At 39.1% G+C, this 21,760-nt stretch carries 19 protein-coding genes and 2 riboswitches; of the genes, 14 read left to right on the top strand and 5 right to left on the bottom strand.

Features of this window, described 5'->3' with window-relative positions; translation table 11 throughout:
- The first annotated feature begins 111 nt into the window (after window positions 1-111).
- Window positions 112-468: a hypothetical protein gene (locus tag BUB71_RS02895; RefSeq protein ID WP_073151593.1), complete on the top strand. Its 357-nt coding sequence runs from the start codon at window positions 112-114 to the stop codon at window positions 466-468.
- Between the two features lie 29 nt (window positions 469-497).
- On the opposite strand, the gene metA is transcribed toward BUB71_RS02895, so the two are convergent.
- Entirely contained in the window at window positions 498-1,406 is a 909-nt protein-coding gene (gene metA, locus BUB71_RS02890; protein ID WP_073151589.1) for a homoserine O-acetyltransferase MetA, read from the bottom strand.
- Window positions 1,407-1,430: 24 nt separating this feature from the next.
- Entirely contained in the window at window positions 1,431-2,723 is a 1,293-nt protein-coding gene (locus BUB71_RS02885) for a homocysteine synthase (RefSeq protein WP_073151585.1), read from the bottom strand.
- Window positions 2,724-2,793: 70 nt separating this feature from the next.
- A riboswitch (SAM riboswitch) is annotated at window positions 2,794-2,903 on the bottom strand.
- Window positions 2,904-3,287: 384 nt separating this feature from the next.
- On the opposite strand from BUB71_RS02885, the gene BUB71_RS02880 reads away from it, so the two are divergent.
- The 7 genes from BUB71_RS02880 (at window position 3,288) to BUB71_RS02850 (ending at window position 11,389) form a co-directional block, all read left to right on the top strand.
- Window positions 3,288-5,039 carry an ABC transporter transmembrane domain-containing protein gene (locus tag BUB71_RS02880; protein WP_073151581.1) on the top strand — a complete coding sequence of 584 codons (1,752 nt, stop codon included), beginning with the start codon at window positions 3,288-3,290 and terminating at the stop codon, window positions 5,037-5,039.
- Entirely contained in the window at window positions 5,036-6,772 is a 1,737-nt protein-coding gene (locus BUB71_RS02875) for an ABC transporter ATP-binding protein (protein ID WP_073151577.1), read from the top strand. Before BUB71_RS02880 ends, BUB71_RS02875 begins: the two co-directional genes overlap by 4 nt.
- Before the next feature lie 119 nt (window positions 6,773-6,891).
- Window positions 6,892-8,199, top strand: a complete 1,308-nt coding sequence (locus tag BUB71_RS02870; RefSeq protein WP_073152753.1) for an anti-phage deoxyguanosine triphosphatase — start codon at window positions 6,892-6,894, stop codon at window positions 8,197-8,199.
- A gap of 115 nt (window positions 8,200-8,314) precedes the next feature.
- Window positions 8,315-9,118, top strand: a complete 804-nt coding sequence (locus tag BUB71_RS02865; RefSeq protein WP_175552262.1) for a transporter substrate-binding domain-containing protein — start codon at window positions 8,315-8,317, stop codon at window positions 9,116-9,118.
- Window positions 9,119-9,177: 59 nt separating this feature from the next.
- On the top strand, window positions 9,178-9,873 hold the full coding sequence (locus tag BUB71_RS02860) for an amino acid ABC transporter permease (protein WP_073151574.1): 696 nt from the start codon (window positions 9,178-9,180) through the stop codon (window positions 9,871-9,873).
- A 95-nt stretch (window positions 9,874-9,968) separates the two neighbouring features.
- Window positions 9,969-10,712: an amino acid ABC transporter ATP-binding protein gene (locus tag BUB71_RS02855; protein ID WP_073152747.1), complete on the top strand. Its 744-nt coding sequence runs from the start codon at window positions 9,969-9,971 to the stop codon at window positions 10,710-10,712.
- Window positions 10,713-11,038: 326 nt separating this feature from the next.
- Entirely contained in the window at window positions 11,039-11,389 is a 351-nt protein-coding gene (locus tag BUB71_RS02850; RefSeq protein ID WP_139278959.1) for a hypothetical protein, read from the top strand.
- A gap of 394 nt (window positions 11,390-11,783) precedes the next feature.
- Here BUB71_RS02850 and BUB71_RS02845 read toward each other — a convergent pair whose 3' ends face one another.
- From BUB71_RS02845 to BUB71_RS02835, 3 genes are read right to left on the bottom strand one after another with little or no spacing between them, the layout of a single operon-like run.
- Window positions 11,784-12,554 (bottom strand): AIM24 family protein, encoded by a 771-nt coding sequence (locus BUB71_RS02845; RefSeq protein WP_073151565.1) that lies wholly within the window; start codon window positions 12,552-12,554, stop codon window positions 11,784-11,786.
- Window positions 12,555-12,580: 26 nt separating this feature from the next.
- Window positions 12,581-13,405 carry a YqhG family protein gene (locus BUB71_RS02840; RefSeq protein ID WP_073151562.1) on the bottom strand — a complete coding sequence of 275 codons (825 nt, stop codon included), beginning with the start codon at window positions 13,403-13,405 and terminating at the stop codon, window positions 12,581-12,583.
- Window positions 13,362-15,074 carry a DEAD/DEAH box helicase gene (locus tag BUB71_RS02835; RefSeq protein WP_073151556.1) on the bottom strand — a complete coding sequence of 571 codons (1,713 nt, stop codon included), beginning with the start codon at window positions 15,072-15,074 and terminating at the stop codon, window positions 13,362-13,364. The genes BUB71_RS02840 and BUB71_RS02835 overlap by 44 nt, the downstream gene beginning before the upstream one ends.
- 255 nt (window positions 15,075-15,329) lie before the next feature.
- A riboswitch (glycine riboswitch) is annotated at window positions 15,330-15,423 on the top strand.
- Between the two features lie 152 nt (window positions 15,424-15,575).
- Between BUB71_RS02835 and gcvT the strand changes: the two genes are divergently transcribed.
- The 6 genes from gcvT (at window position 15,576) to BUB71_RS02805 (ending at window position 21,749) form a co-directional block, all read left to right on the top strand.
- A complete protein-coding gene (gene gcvT / locus BUB71_RS02830; RefSeq protein WP_073151554.1) occupies window positions 15,576-16,685 on the top strand; it encodes a glycine cleavage system aminomethyltransferase GcvT in 1,110 nt (369 codons plus the stop codon).
- Entirely contained in the window at window positions 16,682-18,028 is a 1,347-nt protein-coding gene (gene gcvPA / locus BUB71_RS02825) for an aminomethyl-transferring glycine dehydrogenase subunit GcvPA (protein WP_073151552.1), read from the top strand. The genes gcvT and gcvPA overlap by 4 nt, the downstream gene beginning before the upstream one ends.
- Entirely contained in the window at window positions 18,025-19,476 is a 1,452-nt protein-coding gene (gene gcvPB / locus BUB71_RS02820; RefSeq protein ID WP_073151544.1) for an aminomethyl-transferring glycine dehydrogenase subunit GcvPB, read from the top strand. The genes gcvPA and gcvPB overlap by 4 nt, the downstream gene beginning before the upstream one ends.
- 349 nt (window positions 19,477-19,825) lie before the next feature.
- Window positions 19,826-20,455 (top strand): DUF4937 domain-containing protein, encoded by a 630-nt coding sequence (locus tag BUB71_RS02815; RefSeq protein WP_073151543.1) that lies wholly within the window; start codon window positions 19,826-19,828, stop codon window positions 20,453-20,455.
- The gene (locus tag BUB71_RS02810; RefSeq protein WP_175552261.1) at window positions 20,452-20,928 is read left to right on the top strand and encodes an NUDIX hydrolase; all 477 of its coding nucleotides are present in this window, start codon (window positions 20,452-20,454) and stop codon (window positions 20,926-20,928) included. The genes BUB71_RS02815 and BUB71_RS02810 overlap by 4 nt, the downstream gene beginning before the upstream one ends.
- Window positions 20,928-21,749, top strand: coding sequence for a lipoate--protein ligase family protein (locus BUB71_RS02805; RefSeq protein WP_073151541.1), 822 nt, complete (start codon window positions 20,928-20,930; stop codon window positions 21,747-21,749). The genes BUB71_RS02810 and BUB71_RS02805 overlap by 1 nt, the downstream gene beginning before the upstream one ends.
- The last annotated feature ends 11 nt before the right edge of the window (window positions 21,750-21,760 follow it).

Genomic DNA, 21,760 nt, shown 5'->3' with positions numbered 1-21,760 from the left:
GACCCCTCTCTATTCTTCATCCCCCCATCGTAACACAGAATGGATATAAGAATCGAGCTATATTTACCAAATGAATAATATTATGCACTGAATCAAGACGAAAGGAAACAAATGATGAAAACAATAACACTTTATAGACCTGTTGGAAAAAAGGAGCTTTATTTATTGAAAGAGAGGGGTTATCGTGCATTTCCACCGCGATTACCGTTTCAGCCCATTTTTTATCCTGTTTTGGATCAGTCATATGCTGAACAGATTGCACGTGATTGGAATACAAAAGATAAAGCTTCAGATTTTGAGGGACATGTTACTCGCTTTCAGATTCAACAAGATTTTTTAGAACAGTATGAGATTCAAACAGTTGGAGGAACTCACCATCAAGAATACTGGATTCCGGCAGAGGATTTAGAAGAGTTGAATCGGAATATAGTAGGGAAAATCGAAGTGATTGCTACATTTCGGGCGTAAAAGAGACCTCATGGAAGGTCTCTTTTCGATTACTGAAGTTTATAGGGGGTTTCTTGATAAACGTAGTAATTGAGCCAATTAGTAAAGAGTAAATTTGCATGTGAACGCCAATTTTGTTTTGGTGTTTGAGAGGGGTCATCGCCTGGAAAATAGTTTTTAGGAACTTGGATAGAAAGACCCCGACTTACATCACGTTCGTACTCGTACTTTAAAGTAAGTAAGTCATATTCACAATGACCAGTAACATAAATCTGTTTCCCATCTTGACTGGCGAGTAAATAGATACCCGCCTCGTCTGATTCTGCTAAAAGTTCAAGTTGATCGTTTTTTTGCACCAATGTTCGGTCGATATCTGTATGGCGTGAATGAGGGGCATAAAAGAGATCATCAAAACCGCGTAATAGTTTATGGTGAGTCTTTTTCAACTGATGCTCGAATATCCCAAAAACCTTCTGGTTAAGTATGGTTTTAGATATGCCATAATGATAGTAGAGTCCTGCTTGTGCTCCCCAGCAAATGTGAAATGTAGAGGTAACATTTGTTTCCCCCCATTCCAAAATCTGTGTTAATTCTTCCCAATAATCTACTTGTTCAAAAGGTAGATGCTCAACAGGAGCTCCGGTGATCAGCATTCCATCATATTTTTTATGTGTAATCTCTTCAAATGTTTGATAGAAAGCAGTTAAATGCTCAGCAGGTGTATTTTTAGAAATATGTGATTTTGGATGGATCAATGTAATTTCAACTTGAAGTGGTGAATTTCCAAGTAGTCGAAGCAATTGTGTTTCTGTCGCTACTTTTGTTGGCATTAGATTGAGGATGACAATTTGCAATGGGCGAATATCTTGATGCAATGCACGTTGTTCATCCATAACAAATATATTTTCATTTTGTAAAATCATTTTAGCTGGTAATTGATTTGGAATCTTAATAGGCAAAGATATACCCTTCTTTCTATCAAACTACCCTTGTTTACTTGCTTTTAACGCCTGTGATAAGTCAGCGATAATGTCATCAATTGATTCGATTCCAACCGATAGTCGAATGAGATCAGGTGTTACGCCTGCTGAGCTTTGTTCTTCCTCGGATAGCTGCTGGTGTGTTGTACTTGCAGGATGGATAATTAAAGACTTAGCATCACCAACATTCGCTAAATGCGAGAATAAATTTACATTTTCAATTAACTGCTTTCCTGCTTCAACCCCACCCTTAATGCCAAAAGTAAAAATCGCTCCTTGCCCGTGTGGAAGGTATTTTTGTGACTTTTGATAAGATGGATGATCTGTTAAGCCAGGATGATTTACCCAAGTTACTTGGTCGTGCTCTTTTAAAAATGTGGCTAAAGCTAGAGCATTTTCACTATGACGTTCCATCCGTAAGTGTAATGTTTCTAGACCTTGTAAGAGTAAAAAGGCATTAAAGGGAGAAATGGCAGCACCTGTATCACGAAGCAATTGAACGCGTGCTTTTGTTATATATGCAAAAGGACCCACTGCTTCAGTGTAACGAATCCCATTATAGCTTGGATCTGGTTCAACGAGCTCAGAAAAATTTCCATTATCCCAATTAAATTTACCAGAATCAACAATAATTCCACCAATACTTGTACCATGTCCACCAATAAACTTTGTTGCAGAATGAACGATAATATCGGCTCCATATTCAAAAGGTCTGCACAGGTAGGGAGTAGCAAAAGTATTATCTACGATTAGTGGAAGCTCAGCTTGATGAGCGATATTTGCTACAGCTTCAATATCTAAAACTTCAAGTTGGGGATTTCCGATCGTTTCTGCAAATATCGCTTTGGTTTTATGAGTAATCGCTTTACGGAAATTTTCAGGGTCACTTTGATCTACAAAATGAACTGTAATTCCTAGTTTCGCAAATGTATGTCGAAAAAGATTATAGGTTCCTCCATATAAGTGGCTTGAAGAAACAATTTCATCTCCAGAACCAGCGATATTTAAGATTGCATACGTAATGGCAGCTTGACCAGAGCTGGTTGCTAGGGCACCAACACCGCCTTCTAACTCAGTAACTCGTTTTTCAAATACATCTTGCGTTGGGTTCATAATACGAGTATATATATTTCCTGCTTCTTTCAAAGAAAATAAATCGGCAGCGTGTTGTGCATCGTTAAAAACGTATGAACTCGTTTGATAGATGGGCACAGCACGTGAATTTGTGGTGGGATCAGGTTGTTGCCCTCCATGTACAGCAACAGTTTCTAAATTTAGTCTTTTGAAATCACTCAAGATAATATCCTCCTTTATTTCATATGAAAAGCCCTTCTCGATAAGAGAAGGGCTTGGTATCGAAGTCCCTCTCTTATCTTCTAGAGGTATCAAACCTCTACAGGAATTGGCACCTTCTGATTCAAAAATCAGGGTTGCCGTGCATCATCGGGCCCGTCCCTCCGCCACTCTGGATAAGAGAATCTTTATTAAACTATTTTTAAGTTATTACTATTGGACATTGTATGCGATCCAAGCCAATTCGTCAATCTAAGAGAAAGACAATCACTCGTGAATTGTCTTTCGGTTACTTTTTATTACTTAATTTTAAAATGAAGCAGGAATAATTGTTCGATATGTTGAATAAATGTTTATCATAAATTACCAATAATGGACTGAGAAAGGAGCTGATTTGTGATGATGAAGTTAAAAAGCGTATTAAAGGTATATTTCCCTAAACAAGTCAGCAACTTTTGCTATGGTTGATACAGGTCACTAAGCATGACCATCGGCCATCAAGGGGTTGCTCTTGTTTGCAACCCTTTGATGGCTATTTTTATTGGGGTTCTTTGGAGGAGAAAGGAAATGAAGATTTTTTTAGATTTATGGTGGTTTTTTCGCCTAGAAAAGAAGAGATATATAATTGGCATTGTTATGTTGATCACTGTCACTTTATTAGAACTTTTTGTCCCATATGTGATACGAATCATTGTTGATCACGGAACTGCTAAAACTCTTACGGCTGGCATACTTCTGAAATGGACTTTACTTGTATTTATTTCAGGGATTTTGGTCTATGGTTGCCGGTATGTTTGGAGAGTTCAATTGTTTGGTGCTGCACACCGACTTGGGCAACTATTACGAGACCGCTTTTACCAACATCTAACAAAGCAATCACCAACATTTTATCAGCGACACCGAATTGGGAAATTAATGGCACATGGAACAAATGATATTCAAGCAGTTACTTATACCGCTGGTGATGGAGTTATGGTAATCGTTGATGGATTAATTGGTGGGATTATGATTATCAGTACAATGGTTTTCTTTATTGATTGGAAATTGACTTTATTAGCTATGCTGCCGATGCCGATTATGGCCTGGACGGCTAGCTACTATGGAAAACTTTTGCATCATCGTTTTAAAAAAGCACAAGAAGCCTTTGAGGATATGACGGAAGATGTACAGCAAAATATATCTTCAGTAAGGATGATCAAGGCATTCGGCAAACAAGATTCCGAGTTGAGTCAGTTTAAGAAGCGTATGAATCAAATTGTTTCTACCAATCTATCTGCAGCGCGAATAGATGCACTCTATGACCCCACTATTTTCATTATTACAGGAGTAAGTTTTCTCATATCGATTGGTTTTGGATCGTGGTTTGTTTTGCAAGGGAAGATTACCATAGGTCAACTAACACAGTTTACTTTTTATATAGGTGATTTAATTTGGCCGATGTTAGCCCTTGGTTGGTTATTTAATATTATTGAGCGCGGTCGCGCTTCATATGGGCGGCTCCAAAAACTGTTACAGGATGAAGAGCCCATCATTCAGGTCAGTCAACCGATCAAACAACTTCCATCAGGAGAAGTGAAAATCTATATACCGCGTTTCACGTATCCAAACTCAAACCTAGTAGCCTTACAGAAGTTAGATTTAAACATTTTTCCAAGACAGACTATTGGATTAGTCGGTAGAACAGGGAGTGGCAAAACCACACTATTGCGTTTGTTATTACGAGAATTTGAGTTAACTGAAGGTCAGATTCGATTATCGGAAATTGATCATCGTCATATTGCGTTAAAAACATTACGTGTTGCATTTGGATATGTTCCTCAGGAGCACATGCTTTTTTCCACCACGATAGCAGAGAATATCGCATTTGGCTATCCTGCGGCAACACCAGAAGAGATTGAACAAGCAGCTCGAGATGCACAAGTGCATGATGATATCCTCCAATTTGCTCAAGGGTACCAGACTGTAGTCGGGGAGAGAGGTGTCACTTTATCAGGTGGTCAAAAGCAACGAATCTCCATTGCTCGGGCTATTCTGTTGAAACCAGAAATTTTAATCTTAGATGATGCTCTATCTGCTGTTGACGCGAAAACAGAGCAGCAGATCATACAAATGATTCGGCAAAAACGTCAGGATCAGACAACGATCATTGTAGCTCATCGTTTAAGCGCAGTTGAACATGCAGATCAAATTTGGGTTTTTGAACAAGGAGAAGTAATCGATTCCGGGACACATCGAGAACTTGCCAAAAAGAGCGGGTGGTATCAACAGACATTACTACGTCAACAGACATTGACCGAAGGATTGGAGGGACGAAGATGATTTTTCGTCGATTGGTAAGATATGTTCAGCCTCATTGGAGAGTCTTTCTATTCGCTTTTATTTTGCTCTTTATTGCTACGATGATCGAGATAGGGCTTCCATTGGGGATTAGCTACTACATTGACCATTTTTTGTTACCTAAGCATTGGATTATTCGTGAAGTACTATTGTTTTGTGCGATTTATTTTGGATGTCAAGTATTGTCGGCACTCTTGCTATATAAACAGGAGATTCGTTTTCAAAAAATTGCACAATCTATTATCCGTAGGATGAGAATTGAAGTTTTTTCGAAAGTACAACAACTTTCACTCGCGTATTTTGATCGGACGCCTACTGGTTCTATGATTACACGAATTACCAACGATACAGAATCAATTCGTGATCTATATGTAAGTGTTTTAGCATCTTTGTTACAGAATAGTATTTTTATTATTGGCGTACTGGTGGGTCTTTTTATATTAGATCCTGGTTGGGCGTTGACTTCGCTGGTTTTATTTCCATTGTTTTACATGTTGATTGCGACGTATCGGAAAGTAAGTCGCCCAATATTTCAAAAAATGCGTAGCAAGTTGAGTCAGTTGAATACACATTTAAACGAAACATTACAAGGGATGTCAGTCATTCAAGTCTTTTCTCAAGAAGCTCGCTTATATGAACAATTTCGAGGATTGAATCAAGACCATTTTCAATTACGTATAAAAGGAATACAGGCCGATGCTTTACTTTTAAGACCTGCAACCGACTTTCTATGGATTCTTGTATTGATCGTGATTTTACAGTTTTTTGGTTGGCAAGCGATCCATGCAGAAATTAAAATTGGTGTTCTATATGGATTTATTAATTTAATCAATCGTGTTTTTGAGCCATTACAACAGATTGTTACGCAATTACCTCGCTATCAAGAATCAATCGTCTCTGCGGAACGTGTTTTTCAATTATTGGATCAGCAAGACCTTGCTCCACAACAATTAGGAAATGACAAAATATCAATCGATAAAGGTTTGGTAGAATTTCGAAATGTTTCTTTTGCATATTCAAATGGCGAATTGGTTTTAGATGAGGTCTCATTTTGCATTGAGCCTGGACAGACAGTAGGGCTTGTAGGACATACAGGTAGTGGTAAAAGTACAATTGTTCAATTGCTTTTGCGGTTTTATGAACCAACGAGTGGTGAGATTCTTTTAGAAGGGAAGCCATTAGCTCGCTTTTCTGAGCAGGAACTTCGAACAAAAATTGGGTTGGTACTACAAGATTCTGTGCTATTTCATGGTTCTGTTCGTAGTAATATTGGCTTAGATCATCCCTCGATAACAGATCAACAGATCATAAACGCGGCACAACTTGTACAGGCTGACCCTTTTATACGTCGTTTGCCAAATGGATATGACCAAATTATCACTGACGGTGGAACAACATTATCTAGTGGAGAGAAGCAACTTCTAGCATTTGCACGGACAATGGCACTCATGCCGAAAATCTTAGTGTTAGATGAAGCGACTGCACACATCGATACTGAGACGGAAGAGCTCATTCAACAAGCGATGATAAAAATGCGTAAGGATCGAACCACTTTTATCATTGCTCATCGTCTGTCAACGATTCGAGATGCAGATCAGATCCTTGTTCTAGATCGTGGGCGAATTGTCGAACGAGGTACACACAAAACATTAGTTAACCAAGGCGGGATTTATGCTCAAATGGATCAAATGCAAAATGGGATCGTTGTTGGGTAATGGATTTTTCAAGCATAATTCGTATAAAATAAAAATGATTGCTAGCAATTGTATACAACCAGGTGGTATTTCTTGTTTGAACTCCTGGAATAAAAAGTGTGAGAGGTTCGATTACACCAATGAAACGATCATTTGATCAAGTGAATTCATTGTATCAGGTATCAGATTATGAACGTTTTCATGATGAAGCGCTAGACATGGAAGTTCAAGGGACAGCATTTGAAATTGATCGTGCAAGGATTATTCATAGTGCAGCTTTTCGCCGACTACAGGCCAAAACACAGGTGATTGGTATGTATGTCGGCGATCTACATCGTACAAGATTAACTCATTCTTTAGAGGTAGCCCAGATAGCTCGTCAAATCGCCAATTTTCTTAATCGAACAAGCAGAAGTTTCATGCCAGAAGCGACATTGGATGCTTCGTTGGTAGAGGCAGCTTCTCTAGCGCATGATTTAGGACATCCACCATTTGGTCATCGGGGTGAAGAAGCATTGCATCGATGTATGAGCAAATATGGTGGGTTTGAAGCAAATGCACATACCTTTCGTTTGTTGACGGATTTAGAAGGAGAACATGGTGAGGGGTTAAATTTAACACGTGCGCTGCTGCTCTCCATCATGAAGTATCCCATTTCTTTAGATCAAGCGATGCAACAGTTACAAAAACCTTATCCACCTAAAGCTAGTTATTTTCTTTCTGAAGAGCCTCGCTTTAAGTGGGTGATCAGTCCACTCTTAGATCATGAGCAGTCTTATCTGCTTAGAACGGAGCCAAAACCAAATGAATATTTACAAACAGTAAACCAAAGTCTAGAGTGTTCTTTACTTGAAATCGCGGACGATATTGCCTACGGTACCCATGATGTTGAAGATGCGATTAATTTGGGTTTGATTCAATTAGATCAGTTGTCAGATATTATCGCTCCATATGCAAAGATTGGTTTACCTCCTCTACAAAGTGCCTGTTCACTTTTGGAAAACCTCCGTTTAGGCAGTGAACAGTTGAAATATCGTTTAAAAAGAGTCTTCACTTTACTGATCTCAGCTTTTATTGCTTCTATTTCCTTACAAAAAATATCGAATGAATTTTCGTCAGCAAGAGTAAAATATCGTGTATTTTTAACATCGGATATGAGACCGTTACTAGATCAGCTTCATCGATTAGTTGCGGATGAGGTGATATATTCACACCGCGTTCAGACAGTTGCCTATCGAGGTAGTTACATCATTCAGCAATTGTTTGATGCACTAATGGAGGAACATGCACTTTTACCTCGAAGTGATCGAATCAAGGTAAAGAAAGCGGAGACAGAGCAAGAACAAGCACGTATTGTTTGCGATTATATTGCTGGTATGACTGACTCCTATGCAATGAAAGTGCATGCGCGTTTGTTTGGTCCAAGTGATCGTTTTTTTGATGATTAGCATATATAAAACAATTTATATATAAAATAAAACAGATTGACAAGCAAAGAATTGCAACGTAAGATTATAAAATCAAATATATCATACTAGTTTACTATGAATTATGGAGGAAGAGATGATGTCTAGACTACGGATGCTCGGTTTTTCGCTCTTATCTGTTATGATCCTGCTCAGTGTTGTATTAACAGGATGCTCTGTTGAAAAGAAAGCTGAGGGCGATTTGCTTGATCAAATTAAGAAACGGGGAACGATTTTAATTGGAACAGAAGGTACATATAGTCCCTTCAGTTTTCATGAGAAAAAAGGGAATAAACTTACCGGTTTTGATGTTGAGATTGCAGAAGAATTAGCCAAACGGATTGGTGTAAAGGCTCAATTTGTAGAAACTCCTTGGGATGGTATGTTATCAAGTCTTCAGACTGGAAAGATCGATATTGTTGCCAACCAAGTAGGGGTAAAGGAAGAACGGAAGAAAAAATTCGACTTTACGAATCCCTATACCATCTCATATGCGGAAATTGTGGTACACAAGGATAACCAAACCATTAAAGGCGTTGCAGATATTAAAGGGAAGACGGCTGGCCAAACATCTACAAGTAACTATGGAAAATATGCACGAGATGCAAAAGCAGAAGTAAAAGTGTATGAAGATATGATGTCAGCAATGTGGGACGTAGCCAATAAACGTATTGACGTATCGATTAATGATCGCCTTGCCATCGCTGAGATGATGAAGAAGGAAAAATTGCCCTTGAAAGTTGTAGGGGAACCGATTGAAAAAGTAGAAATTGCTTTCCCGGTTGAAAAAGGAAACCCAAAATTGTTAGCTGAATTGAATCGAGCATTAGATGAAATGAGAAAAGATGGTACATTGAAGGAAATTTCCGAGAAGTATTTTGGAAAAGATATTACACAGTAAACGAATGAAATGATTCATTTCGTAACATTACTGTAGCTGGATTTAAGGGGAAACAAATTATGGATTTTCTCGATCAATTTCAATATATTGAGTGGCAAAAATTGTTTGACTGGGACTTAGCGATCCAGTCAACTCCTTTTGTGTTACAAGGATTATGGAATACAGTCTGGATCAGTATCGTTGCAATGATCATTGGTTTGTTGCTCGCTTTCTTTACTGCAATCGCAAGAATGTCTAATCGAGTATGGCTGTATTTCCCAGCTCAAATCTATATTTCGATTATTCGAGGTACACCTTTGCTTGTGCAACTTGTCATCCTTTACTTTGGATTACAAGTAATCAATATTAAATTAACACCCATTGCAGCAGCATTAATTGGACTCTCACTCAATGTTGGTGGTTATGCAGCGGAGACAATAAGAGGCGCTTTACTTTCTGTGCCAAAAGGACAGTGGGAGGCAGCCCAATCCATTAATATGACTTATGGACAAACGATGCGTCGAATTATCATTCCCCAAGCTACGCGAGTTGCTTTGCCTCCACTTTCGAATACTTTTCTTGCTTTAGTAAAGGATACTTCTCTTCTATCGGTAATAACGGTCCCAGAAATGTTGTATCAAGCAAAGATTGTAGGTGGTCGTGAGCTTGATTATATGACGATGTATATCCTTGTCGCGTTTTTCTATTGGATTATTTGTACGCTCCTTTCAATGGCTCAAAACCGACTTGAAAAGCATTTTAATCGTTTCCTTTAAGTGCAATGAATAGATATCCCGGAGATTCTTTTATTAATCTAAGTTTTCATTAGATCCTTTTGTCATAAATGATTGGATTAGGAGAAGGTGTTTTGATGATTGAGATCAATGGATTGGAGAAACGATTTGGTGATCAAGTCGTATTACATGGAATTGATTTACAGGTAAAACAAGGTGAAGTGCTCTGTATTATTGGGCCAAGCGGTTCTGGTAAGTCTACATTGCTCCGCTGTCTGAATTTATTAGAATTGCCAACACAAGGTAGTATTGATATCAATCAGGTACATCTATCTTTTGGGCAGGGAAAAGTAAGTGAATCGGAGTATCGGCGGTTAAGAGGGCACACAGCGATGGTCTTTCAAAATTTTCATCTCTTTCCACATAAAACGGTGCTTGAAAATGTAATTGAGGGGCCGCTTATCGTTCGTCGAATGGATCAACAAAAAGCTGTGAAGCTCGGACAGCGACTATTACAAAAAGTAGGCCTTGCTGAAAAAGCAGGTGCATATCCAGCCCAATTATCAGGCGGTCAGCAACAACGTGTAGCCATCGCCCGGGCGTTGGCAATGGAACCACTCGTACTCCTGTTGGATGAACCGACTTCTGCTCTTGATCCAGAGCTAGTAGAAGAAGTTTTAGTAACGATTAAAGAGCTAGCTGAGGAAAAACAGACAATGCTCATCGTTACACATGAGATGAATTTTGCCAGGGATGTGGCAGATCGCGTGATTTTTATCGATCAGGGGCAAATTATTGAAACAGATCATCCTAATCAGCTTTTTACTCAGCCTAAGGAAGAACGAACGAAAGTTTTTTTACAGAAGTTTTTGTATCGTTAACCATAAATGTAATCCGTAATGTATAGACACATTCAGAAGGATACGAGTCATTTTCTCTTATCCTTTTCATGTTCAATCTGTATGATGAAATACATAATATAGCATAAATTTACCCACCAATCCAAAGGATGGCGGGTTCAACTTGGCGCTTTATAAATATGATCAATGAAAGATAGAGGAGTATAAAAGTTCATTATTGAGTGACTATTTATGATAGAGTTTGGATCTGGAGAGAGTAAAGTTTTAACTTTTTAAGCTCAATGAAATAATAGACTTTTATAAAGATAGGGATTAAAATAGGCATATACAGGGAGTAGGGAGGGATCATGATGTCAACAGCAACAAAAGAGAAAGAAACAAAAAAACCTACTTTAACTGTAGGGGTAATGCCTAGTAGTCAACCGACTAAACAAGACTTGATCAATGCGAATAATTCTCCACACATGACTCTTCAAAAAGCTTTGGCAACAGAAAAAGCAAAATCCGGTCCTGACCTTAGTTTTACTGATCTAACAAAACAATTGAGTCAACCAGGTAAAGAACAACCTATTGACATGAGAGTTCCAGAAGATGCTAAAAATCCTGATGGTCCAAAAATTGGAATGGTGTTGTCAGATAAATTAATTGAGCGAGCATTAATGAAAGATAAAGAGCATGAACGTGGAAGAACACGCTAATTGTGATTGGAAAAGCCACATATATTTCGCCTAAATCAATGAGATATAACCCTCTATATGAGGGTTCAGACTGAAGAAAAACCGAATGAGCGAGTGGAGAGGTGAACGGCAAAGCTCCATTTCGGGTGTAACTTAGCGGAATGGCAGCTGAATCGGCATTTTCCTTGCGGGCAAACTGTTCGAGTCTCCGCAGGCGTATGCCGGAGGAGGCGAGTTTTGCCCGACCGCGAAAGCTGCCAGAACGCGACAGTCCCCGCATCCACGTAAGCCCGGATCGGAGCGTCGCCGCGAACCACGATCACGAGCCAATCACGAGACTTTGTATACAAGCTGAACCCCCCTATATGGGGGTTTCCTTTTGCTAAAAAACATATGTCAAAAGCTGATTGAGGACTTATTCCTCCTCTTCTTCCTCATCATCTTCTTGATGAAGAAAGCGTGTGGGTGTGATCCAGATTGTACCTGTTCCCCGATAAGCGCGCAGGAATGAATCAGCAGCGCGAATATTGGAAAACATCTTACTGCTATCAGTTCCTTCTATGGTAAATTCAACGCTTGGTTGCCGATAAATCACGATATCTTCCTCTGTGCGGAATGTTTCATCTTGAAGATCGATTTGAACAATTTCATCAACTGGTACAGGGCTGCGCAATACACAGACACCTGAACCTTTTAACTTGAGTTGTTGTAATTTTTCACGGTTGCGGTTGACTGCTTGATTAATGTTTTTAGGATCAGCATAAGAGAGTTGAAGAGACGATTCACCACAAATAAACATATGTTGATCGACTAAGATCTCATTTTTATCAAGTTGAAAAATGAGATAATGTTCCCATTCTGGTCGGAAATAGATTTCTCCTGTACCTTCATATGTAGGTTGAAGTGTTGCATGATTGGGTAGAAAGCGGCGTTTGATTTTTTTTACTTGTTCTGTAGAACGTTTTTCTAAATTTAACTCAATTTTCCCTTTAGAGTAATAAAATAAATCCTCTGTTGAAGTGATTTTTCCTTCTTGTAAAATGACCCGAACTTGCTGAAGTCGATTTCCTAATTGCTGTGTATTCCATGAGTCGTGATGGGCAATCTCTCGATATTGTAAAATTTCAAAGCGACAATTAGAATGAACGATGGATTGTACCACTTGAAAGAGCGGTTCTGTTTCCATGATGCACACCTCTTTGCTGACATGAATTATTTGTATTTTAGCATGTCAAGATGAAAAAAACCGCCATTGATCACTTCAACTTCAATTCGTGGATGATATTGTCGAACTAATTGGAGATTACGTTGTTTTTTCTCCAATAATACCTCTTCATTTGATTGTGATTCGGGATAGTAATCCTGTAATTGTTCTTGTTCTTCTGAAAGTCGAGTTAACGCTTGTTTTGCCCAATCGTGATCTTCCAAGCTGATCTTCTCTTCCAAATAACACTCCAACTCTCCCAAAGCTTCTATGTATTTAAGTTTTAAGGGTTGAGTGAAGCGGTTAGGCGGTAATTGTGTTTGCCATGATAGAGATTTAATCTGTTGATAGAAAGATTCAACAATCTCCCCTGATTGTAGATTAATGCCCAGCTCCCAGATTTGATCTCGTTTCTGTTCACAAATATAAGAGACCAGAAAATTGATCCCCAGCCAAGTTTGATAGGGGTATGATCCTTGTCGTCGATAATTTTCATCAGCGTTTTGGAAAAGTGAAGTAAAGCGACCGTGTCTTTTAGCAGATTGTAGAAAATGTTGGTATCGCTGTGAACCTGGAAAAATCCATTCACTGGGACGATCTGTAGGAGGATGTTCAGGATCGAAGGTAAGGCATAGTTGAATCGGCTGAGGAGGTAGATTTAATTGTTCTACATACATCCAGTAATAGGGTCGATTGCATAGATCGCGATCTGCTGGAATGGAAAGTTGTGTGTGCAGATAGGAGGGGGTCGATTCAATGATTTGACAATCATATGCGTATAAATAACGTTCAATGAAGTTGCGCGCAACTTCTGTTACTACTTTGTTGCTCATCGGCTAATACCTCCTCTTTTAACAAACGAAACCGTTCTCCCCAATGGTTTAATTCCTCTCGAATAGCAAGATCATCTTTTTTACATGCAATTAGGTGGAGCAATCGCTTTTCTAATGAATCATCTCCATCCATTTTCTCTAAGATGGTTTCTAATTCACCAATCACTGATTCAAACAAATTGATCTTTTCATGTAGAAGCCAAATAATATGCTCTTCAATTGTGCCGATTGTGGCGAAGTTGTAAATGAAAACATCATTTTCTTGACCAAGTCGATGAATACGACCAATTCTTTGTTCGACTCGCATCGGGTTCCAAGGCATGTCAAAGTTAATCATATGGTGACAAAATTGTAGATTAATTCCTTCTCCTCCCGCTTCCGTGGCAACCATAACCTGCGCTCGTTTTGCGAAAAGCTCCATCATCCAATCTTTTTTATTTCGACTAAATCCTCCGCGATAGGGAATAGCGTAAATGCCTTCTTGTTCAAGTTGACGGATAATCATTTCCTGTGTTGCTCGATACTCGGTAAAAAGAATCAATTTTTCTGGAATTTCTTTGATTAGCTGAACAGCTTGATTTACTTTTGAAGAATACTGAACAGCACGAAGTTTTTCGATCAATGAAGCTACTTCTGGGGATAATGGATTGCCATCTTTTTGAAACAGTTTAAAGAGCGTGTGAAATACAGCATCTCTGCTACTACACACTTCTTTTTGTAGCACAAGAAGCGATAGCATGCTTCGCGGATCAGTTCCGCCTTGCCTGCATTGATTCTGAACAAATTGTGTGACGCCGTCATAAAGTTCACGTTCTGCTGGTGATAGCTCAATTGGAATCGTATGAACCATTCGTTTGGTAAGTGGTAGATCATGATCCTGTCGTCGATTTCGAATTAAGACACGTTGAATTTCTTGACGGAGTTGAGCTTCATTTTTTGCCTTTCGCTTTGCTGCCACAAATTCATTTTGAAACTCGCGCTGTTTACCTAGTTGTCCAGGTTTGAGTAATGTAACTAAGTTATATAATTCTTCCATCTCATTTTGTACAGGTGTTGCTGTAAGTAGGAGACAATATTTTTTATCAAGTTGGTTAATAAATTGCCAGTTTTTCGTTCGTTTATTTTTAAGCTTATGTGCCTCATCTACAATCAAAAGATCGTACTGATGTTTCAAAATTTCTGAGCGATGTGGTTCTCTTTTTGCTGTATCCATCGATGCGACCAGGATATCATATGAATCCCACATCCACGCTTTTTTCTGAGCCATAGCAGGGATTTGAAACTTTTGATTCAATTCCCGTGTCCATTGAAGGACAAGTGAGGCAGGTACGAGGATCAGAACTTTATGAACCAATCCACGAATCAAATATTCTTTTAAGATCAAGCCTGCTTCAATCGTTTTGCCCAGTCCTACCTCATCAGCTAGAATCGCCCGTCCATGCATTTCTGAGATCACTTGACGAGTTACCTCAATCTGATGTGGAAGAGGTTGAAATGTCTGTAGATGTTTGAGGCACTGTAAGGTATCAAATTGCGGAATAATTTGTTGTTCAGCAGCTTCAAAAGCTAATTGGAAACGCTCCCAATTTGACCAATGCTCACCAGTTTCTATCGTATGTTTAAATGATGTAAGCCAAGTACGATCAAAACGGATCGATATTTGATTCATTGGTAACATCCTTTCCTATTACATACGAGTTTTAGTATGTTTCATTGAGAGAAAGCATATACAGATAGAAGTCGAAGAACTTGTGAGCAAAGGTAATAGCTACATCAATATTTCGCGCTTCGATTTTATATCAGACTACACAGATGTCTTCAAGATACCACTTCAAGCTTAAAAGCGTACTTTTAAAAAATAAAACTCGATATTGTTCGTTTTTTATGGCAAAATAGGAAGTGGAAATCAAATATTGTACGGCGATTGAAGGCGGAAGGAGAGACCACAACTTGTGGCGCCGAAGGAGCAAACCATTCAGAATGGTGAAACTCTCAGGCAAAAGGAGGTCCGCTGGACGCCACTCTGGAGAGTGTAGATACGATTGCATCGTGTCTACCACCAACGGGGCAATCCATGAAAGAAGGACTATCTCTCAGGTATCAGGACAGAGACTTCCATGTTTAATCACGGAGGTTCTCTGTCTTTTTTTATCAAAAGTGGAGGTGTGCAATGAAAAAGAGAACACCAATTTTTCCGGCATATGAGCAAGAAAGCCGACTAATATGTTTTGGTGGTTGGATGATGCCTGTTCGTTTCTCTAGTATTAAAGCAGAACATGAAGCAGTACGCACGCGTGCAGGTTTATTCGATGTATCACATATGGGTGAAATAGAGGTAAGTGGTTCGGATGCTTTACTATTTCTACAGCAATTAACATCAAACGATCTCTCACAGTGCAGAGTTGGGCAAGCTCAATATAGTTTGCTTTGTACAGAAAAAGGTACCACGATTGATGATCTTTTGATTTATCGTGTTGAAAAGCAGCGATTTTTACTGGTTGTGAATGCAGCAAATATTGAAAAAGACTTTGCTTGGCTTCAGACCCATCAATCAGGTGACGTGAAACTAGTAAATAAATCTGAAGAAATCGCAATGCTTGCCTTACAAGGACCATATGCAGCTTCAATTTTACAGCCTCATTTAAAATTAGATGTGAATGATATAAAACCATTTCATTTTGTTTGCGATGTCCCGCTTTTTAATATAAAAGTAATCTTGTCTCGAACAGGTTACACCGGGGAAGATGGGTTTGAATTATATTGCCCAGCTGATCAAGGTATTCATTTATGGAAAAAGCTCTTACAAATTGGACGGGAACAGGGGCTTGTTCCTTGTGGATTAGGTGCAAGAGATACACTTCGCTTAGAGGCAGGTTTACCGCTTTATGGTAATGAATTGTCAAATACAATTACACCAATTGAAGCAGGACTTTCTTTTGCGGTCAAGACAGAGAAGAATGCATTTATTGGAAAAGATGCTTTGGTCAAACAAAAGCAAGCTGGCCCTGCTCGCCGCTTAGTAGGAATCGAAATGATCGGTCGTGGCATTCCTAGGACTGGATATCCTGTTTACTGTAATGAACAGGAAATAGGCTTTGTGACAAGTGGAACACAATCACCTACCACACAAAAACGGATTGGCTTTGCCTTAATAGATCAAGAATATGCACAGATCAAGCAGAGAATAGAAATTGAGATTCGGAGGAATCGAATAGAAGCGATTGTTGTGCCACGTCCGTTCTATAAACGCAACCAGAAAAACGGGGAGGTTGTCAAATGAAATATCGCTACTTACCTACCACTGACCAAGACAGACAAGAAATGTTAGAAAAAATTGGCGTTCGCTCGATCGAGGAACTGTTTTCTGATATACCTTCGCAAATCCGTTTGAAAAGAAGTTATCAATTACCTGAGCCACTTGCTGAATTTTCGCTCATGAAACATATGAAACAGTTAGCAAATATGAATCAGTCATTAGAAGACTATACTTCGTTTTTGGGAGCAGGTGTTTATCAACATCATATTCCCAGTGTTGTTGGTCATATTATCTCGCGTTCCGAATTTTACACAGCATATACTCCTTATCAGCCTGAGATTAGTCAAGGCGAATTGCAAGCTATTTTTGAATTTCAGACGATGATTGCTGAATTAACTGGGATGGAAGTCGCGAATTCCTCGATGTATGATGGTGCAACTGCATTAGCTGAAGCGGCAAATGTTGCAGCAGCTGTCACAAAGCAAAAGAAGATCTTGATATCTGGTGCACTGCATCCAGAATCGAGAGAAGTGTTGCAAACACAGGCAAAAGGGTTTGGATTACAGTTAATCGATATTCCGCTTGTTGATGAAGTAACCAATTTGGAGATATTGCGTAAGTCAATTGATGATCAGACAGCAGCGGTTATTGTTCAATTTCCTAATTTTTATGGTAGCTTGGAAACATTTGCTGATCTAGCTGAGCTGATTCATCAACACAAAGGGCTATTCATTGTCCAAGCGAATCCGATGGCACTGGCTATCATTGAACCGCCAGGTGCATGGGGAGCAGACATTGTGGTTGGAGATGCACAACCGTTTGGCATTCCGACTTCATATGGTGGACCTCATTGTGGCTTTTTTACCACAACGAAAAAATTGATGAGGAAGATACCTGGTAGAATTGTAGGCCAAACAGTTGATGAAGATGGGAATCGAGGTTATGTTTTAACGCTGCAAGCTCGAGAGCAGCATATACGTAGAGATAAAGCGACATCTAATATTTGTTCAAACCAGGCACTGAATGCATTAGCGGCTGCTGTGTATATGTCTACTTTTGGTAAAGAAGGCTTGCAACAGGTGGCTAAGCTAAATTACGATAAGGCACATTATGCCGCCGAACGTCTTACTTCGATTCCAGGCGTATCGTTGGTCAATCAATCCCCATTTTTCCATGAGTTTGTCATTCATTTTTCGAAACCGGCTGCGGCTATATGTAGGGATTTATTATCCAAGAAAATTTTTGCTGGATTCGATTTAGGAAAAATTGACCTTACACGGAATCATCAATTACTCGTTGCGGTAACAGAGGTTCGAACAAAAGCAGAGATTGATCAGTTTGCTGTAGCATTGGAGGGAGTGCTATGAACAAGAATACACCCTTAATCTTTGAACGGAGTCGTAAAGATCGGATTGCATACAGCCTCCCTAAATCAGATGTTCCTACTTATGCAATTCCCGATGAGTTAAAGCGTGAAGGTAAAGCTGAATTACCAGAGGTTTCAGAACTGGATGTGATCCGTCATTATACAGAACTTTCAAGGCGCAATCACGGGGTTGATAATGGGTTTTATCCATTAGGTTCTTGTACGATGAAATATAATCCAAAACTGCATGAGGATGTAGCTCGATTATCCGGCTTTGCCCATATTCATCCTTATCAACCCCAAGAGACTGTACAAGGGGCTCTAAAAATGCTAGCGGAATTGCAGAAATACCTAGCTGAAATCACGGGTATGGAACAGGTTACCCTGCAACCTGCGGCAGGCGCGCACGGTGAATGGACGGGCTTGATGATGATTCGCGCCTATCATGAAAGTAGGGGAGACTTTAAACGTACAAAGGTGATTATTCCAGACTCTGCGCATGGTACAAATCCCGCAAGTGCTACTGTAGCAGGTCTAGAAACAATCACCATTCCCTCTGATGAGCATGGGCTTGTAAGCATTGAGCATCTCCGTCAAGTGTTAGGTGAAGATACTGCTGCTTTAATGTTAACCAATCCAAACACACTAGGATTATTTGAACGGGAAATAATCGAAATAGCTAACCTTGTTCACCAAGCTGGCGGTATGCTCTATTATGATGGGGCAAATGCAAATGCTATTTTGGGAATTTCAAGACCGGGAGATATGGGTTTTGATGTTGTTCATCTCAATTTGCATAAGACATTTACAACCCCTCATGGTGGCGGCGGACCAGGAGCGGGACCAGTTGGTGTAAAAAATGCATTAGTTCCATTCCTTCCTTCACCCATAATTGAACAGAATGAAGATGGCACCTATCATTTGAAAGACGGCTTATTACAGTCTATTGGCAGAGTGAAGAGCTATTATGGAAACTTTGGAATTCTTGTTCGTGCATATACTTACATTCGGACGATGGGTTCAGATGGTTTGAAAAAAGTATCGGAAAATGCAGTGCTTCATGCAAATTACTTACTGGCATCTCTAGCAGAAGCTTATGATGTTCCTTATAAAGGTTACTGTATGCATGAATTTGTCTTTTCTGGTAAAAGACAAAAGGAGCAAGGCGTTCGGACACTGGACATCGCAAAACGCTTACTCGATTTTGGAATTCATCCACCTACCATCTACTTTCCGTTAATCGTAGAAGAATCTATGATGATTGAACCAACAGAAACAGAGAGCAAAGAAACATTAGATCAATTTATAGATGTGATGCTGCAAATTGCCAAGGAGATTGAACATGAGCCAGAACTTGTTCAAGATGCTCCACATACGACAGTTGTGAAGCGATTAGATGAAGTGCGAGCAGCTAGAAAGCCAGTTTTACGATGGAGAAAAGAGGACTAGTTCTATCAATGCAGATAACTTTAGATATGTATATTCAATGTAGAAAATGACTAAGAAATAGAATGATCTTTGTTTACGAATTGACTCCAGGTTTGTGATCAAACACTGGAGTTTTTTATTTACAGTTTATCTATTAGAATGCAGAAACAAATTATTTTAATATGCATAAGAATCTTAATTGGATTATCTTGAGTGAATGGGTTTTTGTTAAAAGAAAATGTGGAAATAGTTACTTTGACTTCATATCTGATTATCAACGAATGAAAAAGGAAAAAGCAAATAAACAGAGAAACAGAAATGGTGTTTATGGATTATTTTGGTGATTTTCTCTGATAAAGGGGACCCTGACATGATTGTGACATGGACAATTTGTAAAGTGCCCATTTCACAGCGGCAAGCTTTTTCGGAAGCGCAAGCAAATAGAATTCAAGATTTGCAGATCGCTGGATTAATAGGGCAGTTAGGTGGTTGGAATGTAGAGAAATCAAGTGAGGCATCAATTTTAACATGTTGGAAAGACCAGCACAGTTACGAACAAAATTATCATCAATATCAGTCTATATGTGTTTCCCAACATCTCGTCCGTTATTGCTCTACCCAGGAATATGAAAAAATTATTGATATACCTGGACAAGTCGACGAGGATTTCTTAGCTGGGCCTATAAATGAAGATAGCCTGATGAAAATTAGTGATATTCGCGTAAAAACAGGGCAAAGAGAACAATTTATGCTAGTTCAGCAGAGTGTTTGGAATCTTAGCATGTCACATGCGCCTGGAATGTTGGGAGGCTTTTTTGCTGAAGAACAGATTGATCGTGATCGCTTCCTTGTCGTGACACGTTGGAGGGGTGAAATGGAGTATCAAGCATACGAAGATCATTTACAACCAAAGTTATTAGATTGGACATATGGCACAGATGTTCAGCAATTTCATGGACGATGCATAAAACTCGAACAAGAATGGAGCGTACAAAATTGATATCATTTCATCAAGAAAAAGATCGTTTTAATTACCGGGTAGCTGCAATCTTGATTCATCAACAGAAAGTTCTCTTACACCGATTTATTGACTGGGAAACATGGTTGTTGCCAGGCGGAAGGTGTGAATGGTTTGAGCCATCTACCAAAACGGTCATTCGAGAAATGGAGGAAGAATTAGGGATTGAAGTGAAGATTAATCGGCTATGTTACATAGTAGAGAATTTTTTTCTGGATAAAGGCACAAATTTTCATGAACTGTGCTTTTATTATTTAGTTCAACCGGTCAATTGGAATCCGATTTTAGATCAAACAAGATTTACCATCGAAGAAAATGATTCCAAGTTTCTATTTGAATGGATTCCTTTGGATGAACTGAAAGATGCACCACTCTATCCAGCGTTTCTTCGAACGAGTATTCATCATTTGCCAAAGCAAGTTGAGCATCGAATTGAATATGAGGAGGATCGTTAATGGGGAAGAAATGGCGATTTCTTACTTATCAAAGATTTCATCCTGCGCTTAACATGGCGATTGATGAGGCGATGATGATTGCTTGTCGGAAAGGTCTTGTTCCACCAACTGTACGCTTATATGGTTGGAAACCTGCTGGTCTTTCGATAGGTTATTTTCAAAAAGCGGAGCAAGCAGTAAAGAAGGATCAATTAAAGCTACACAATGTAGAAATGGTTCGTAGACTAACAGGCGGAAGAGCTGTCCTACATGATCAAGAGGTCACTTATAGTTTAATCTCGCCGCTTGAAAATGAAATGGTTCCAAAATCTATAACCGATTCTCACCGATGGATTAGTCAAGGATTGGTTGTAGCCTTAAAACAGTTCGATTTGCCTCTATCTAAAACAAATTCAAAGGCAATCACAAAAGGATCTCTAACATCGGCAGCTTGTTTTGATACTTCCTCCTCATATGAAATTGAGATTGATGGACGAAAACTAGTTGGAAGTGCCCAAACTCGTCAAAATAATATGTTGCTGCAACATGGTTCATTGCTTTTAGCATCGCATGATCATGTTTTATTTCAGTTACTAAATTTTCGTTCAGAGAGACAACGTCAAAATTTACAAATCGATTTTCAAAGAAGATCCACATCATTGGCAGAATGGTTACATCCACTACCTACCATATTGGAGCTTGAAAATGCACTTTTGAACGGGTTTTCAGAAGGGTTAGGTGTTTCGTTTAGAAAAGGGGCGTTATCAAAGTATGAAGAGGATCTTGCGGAAAGGTTAGTTAAGGAAAAATATGCACATTCGAATTGGACTTTTCATAGATAAAAATCTAAAGA

It is taken from the genome of Seinonella peptonophila, from assembly GCF_900129355.1.
Taxonomy (GTDB): domain Bacteria; phylum Bacillota; class Bacilli; order Thermoactinomycetales; family Thermoactinomycetaceae; genus Seinonella; species Seinonella peptonophila.
Note: the sequence above shows the minus strand (reverse complement) of the source record. Positions and strands in the feature narration are given on the sequence as shown.

Excerpts from the sequence above, each read along its gene's own strand:
- BUB71_RS02895 (WP_073151593.1), top strand. The coding sequence starts at position 112 with ATGATGAAAACAATAACACTTTATAGACCTGTTGGAAAAAAGGAGCTT.
- BUB71_RS02880 (WP_073151581.1), top strand. The coding sequence starts at position 3,288 with ATGAAGATTTTTTTAGATTTATGGTGGTTTTTTCGCCTAGAAAAGAAG.
- BUB71_RS02875 (WP_073151577.1), top strand. The coding sequence starts at position 5,036 with ATGATTTTTCGTCGATTGGTAAGATATGTTCAGCCTCATTGGAGAGTC.
- BUB71_RS02870 (WP_073152753.1), top strand. The coding sequence starts at position 6,892 with ATGAAACGATCATTTGATCAAGTGAATTCATTGTATCAGGTATCAGAT.
- BUB71_RS02865 (WP_175552262.1), top strand. The coding sequence starts at position 8,315 with ATGATGTCTAGACTACGGATGCTCGGTTTTTCGCTCTTATCTGTTATG.
- BUB71_RS02860 (WP_073151574.1), top strand. The coding sequence starts at position 9,178 with ATGGATTTTCTCGATCAATTTCAATATATTGAGTGGCAAAAATTGTTT.
- BUB71_RS02855 (WP_073152747.1), top strand. The coding sequence starts at position 9,969 with ATGATTGAGATCAATGGATTGGAGAAACGATTTGGTGATCAAGTCGTA.
- BUB71_RS02850 (WP_139278959.1), top strand. The coding sequence starts at position 11,039 with ATGATGTCAACAGCAACAAAAGAGAAAGAAACAAAAAAACCTACTTTA.
- BUB71_RS02845 (WP_073151565.1), bottom strand. The coding sequence starts at position 12,554 with ATGGAAACAGAACCGCTCTTTCAAGTGGTACAATCCATCGTTCATTCT.
- BUB71_RS02840 (WP_073151562.1), bottom strand. The coding sequence starts at position 13,405 with ATGAGCAACAAAGTAGTAACAGAAGTTGCGCGCAACTTCATTGAACGT.
- BUB71_RS02835 (WP_073151556.1), bottom strand. The coding sequence starts at position 15,074 with ATGAATCAAATATCGATCCGTTTTGATCGTACTTGGCTTACATCATTT.
- gcvT (WP_073151554.1), top strand. The coding sequence starts at position 15,576 with ATGAAAAAGAGAACACCAATTTTTCCGGCATATGAGCAAGAAAGCCGA.
- gcvPA (WP_073151552.1), top strand. The coding sequence starts at position 16,682 with ATGAAATATCGCTACTTACCTACCACTGACCAAGACAGACAAGAAATG.
- gcvPB (WP_073151544.1), top strand. The coding sequence starts at position 18,025 with ATGAACAAGAATACACCCTTAATCTTTGAACGGAGTCGTAAAGATCGG.
- BUB71_RS02815 (WP_073151543.1), top strand. The coding sequence starts at position 19,826 with ATGATTGTGACATGGACAATTTGTAAAGTGCCCATTTCACAGCGGCAA.
- BUB71_RS02805 (WP_073151541.1), top strand. The coding sequence starts at position 20,928 with ATGGGGAAGAAATGGCGATTTCTTACTTATCAAAGATTTCATCCTGCG.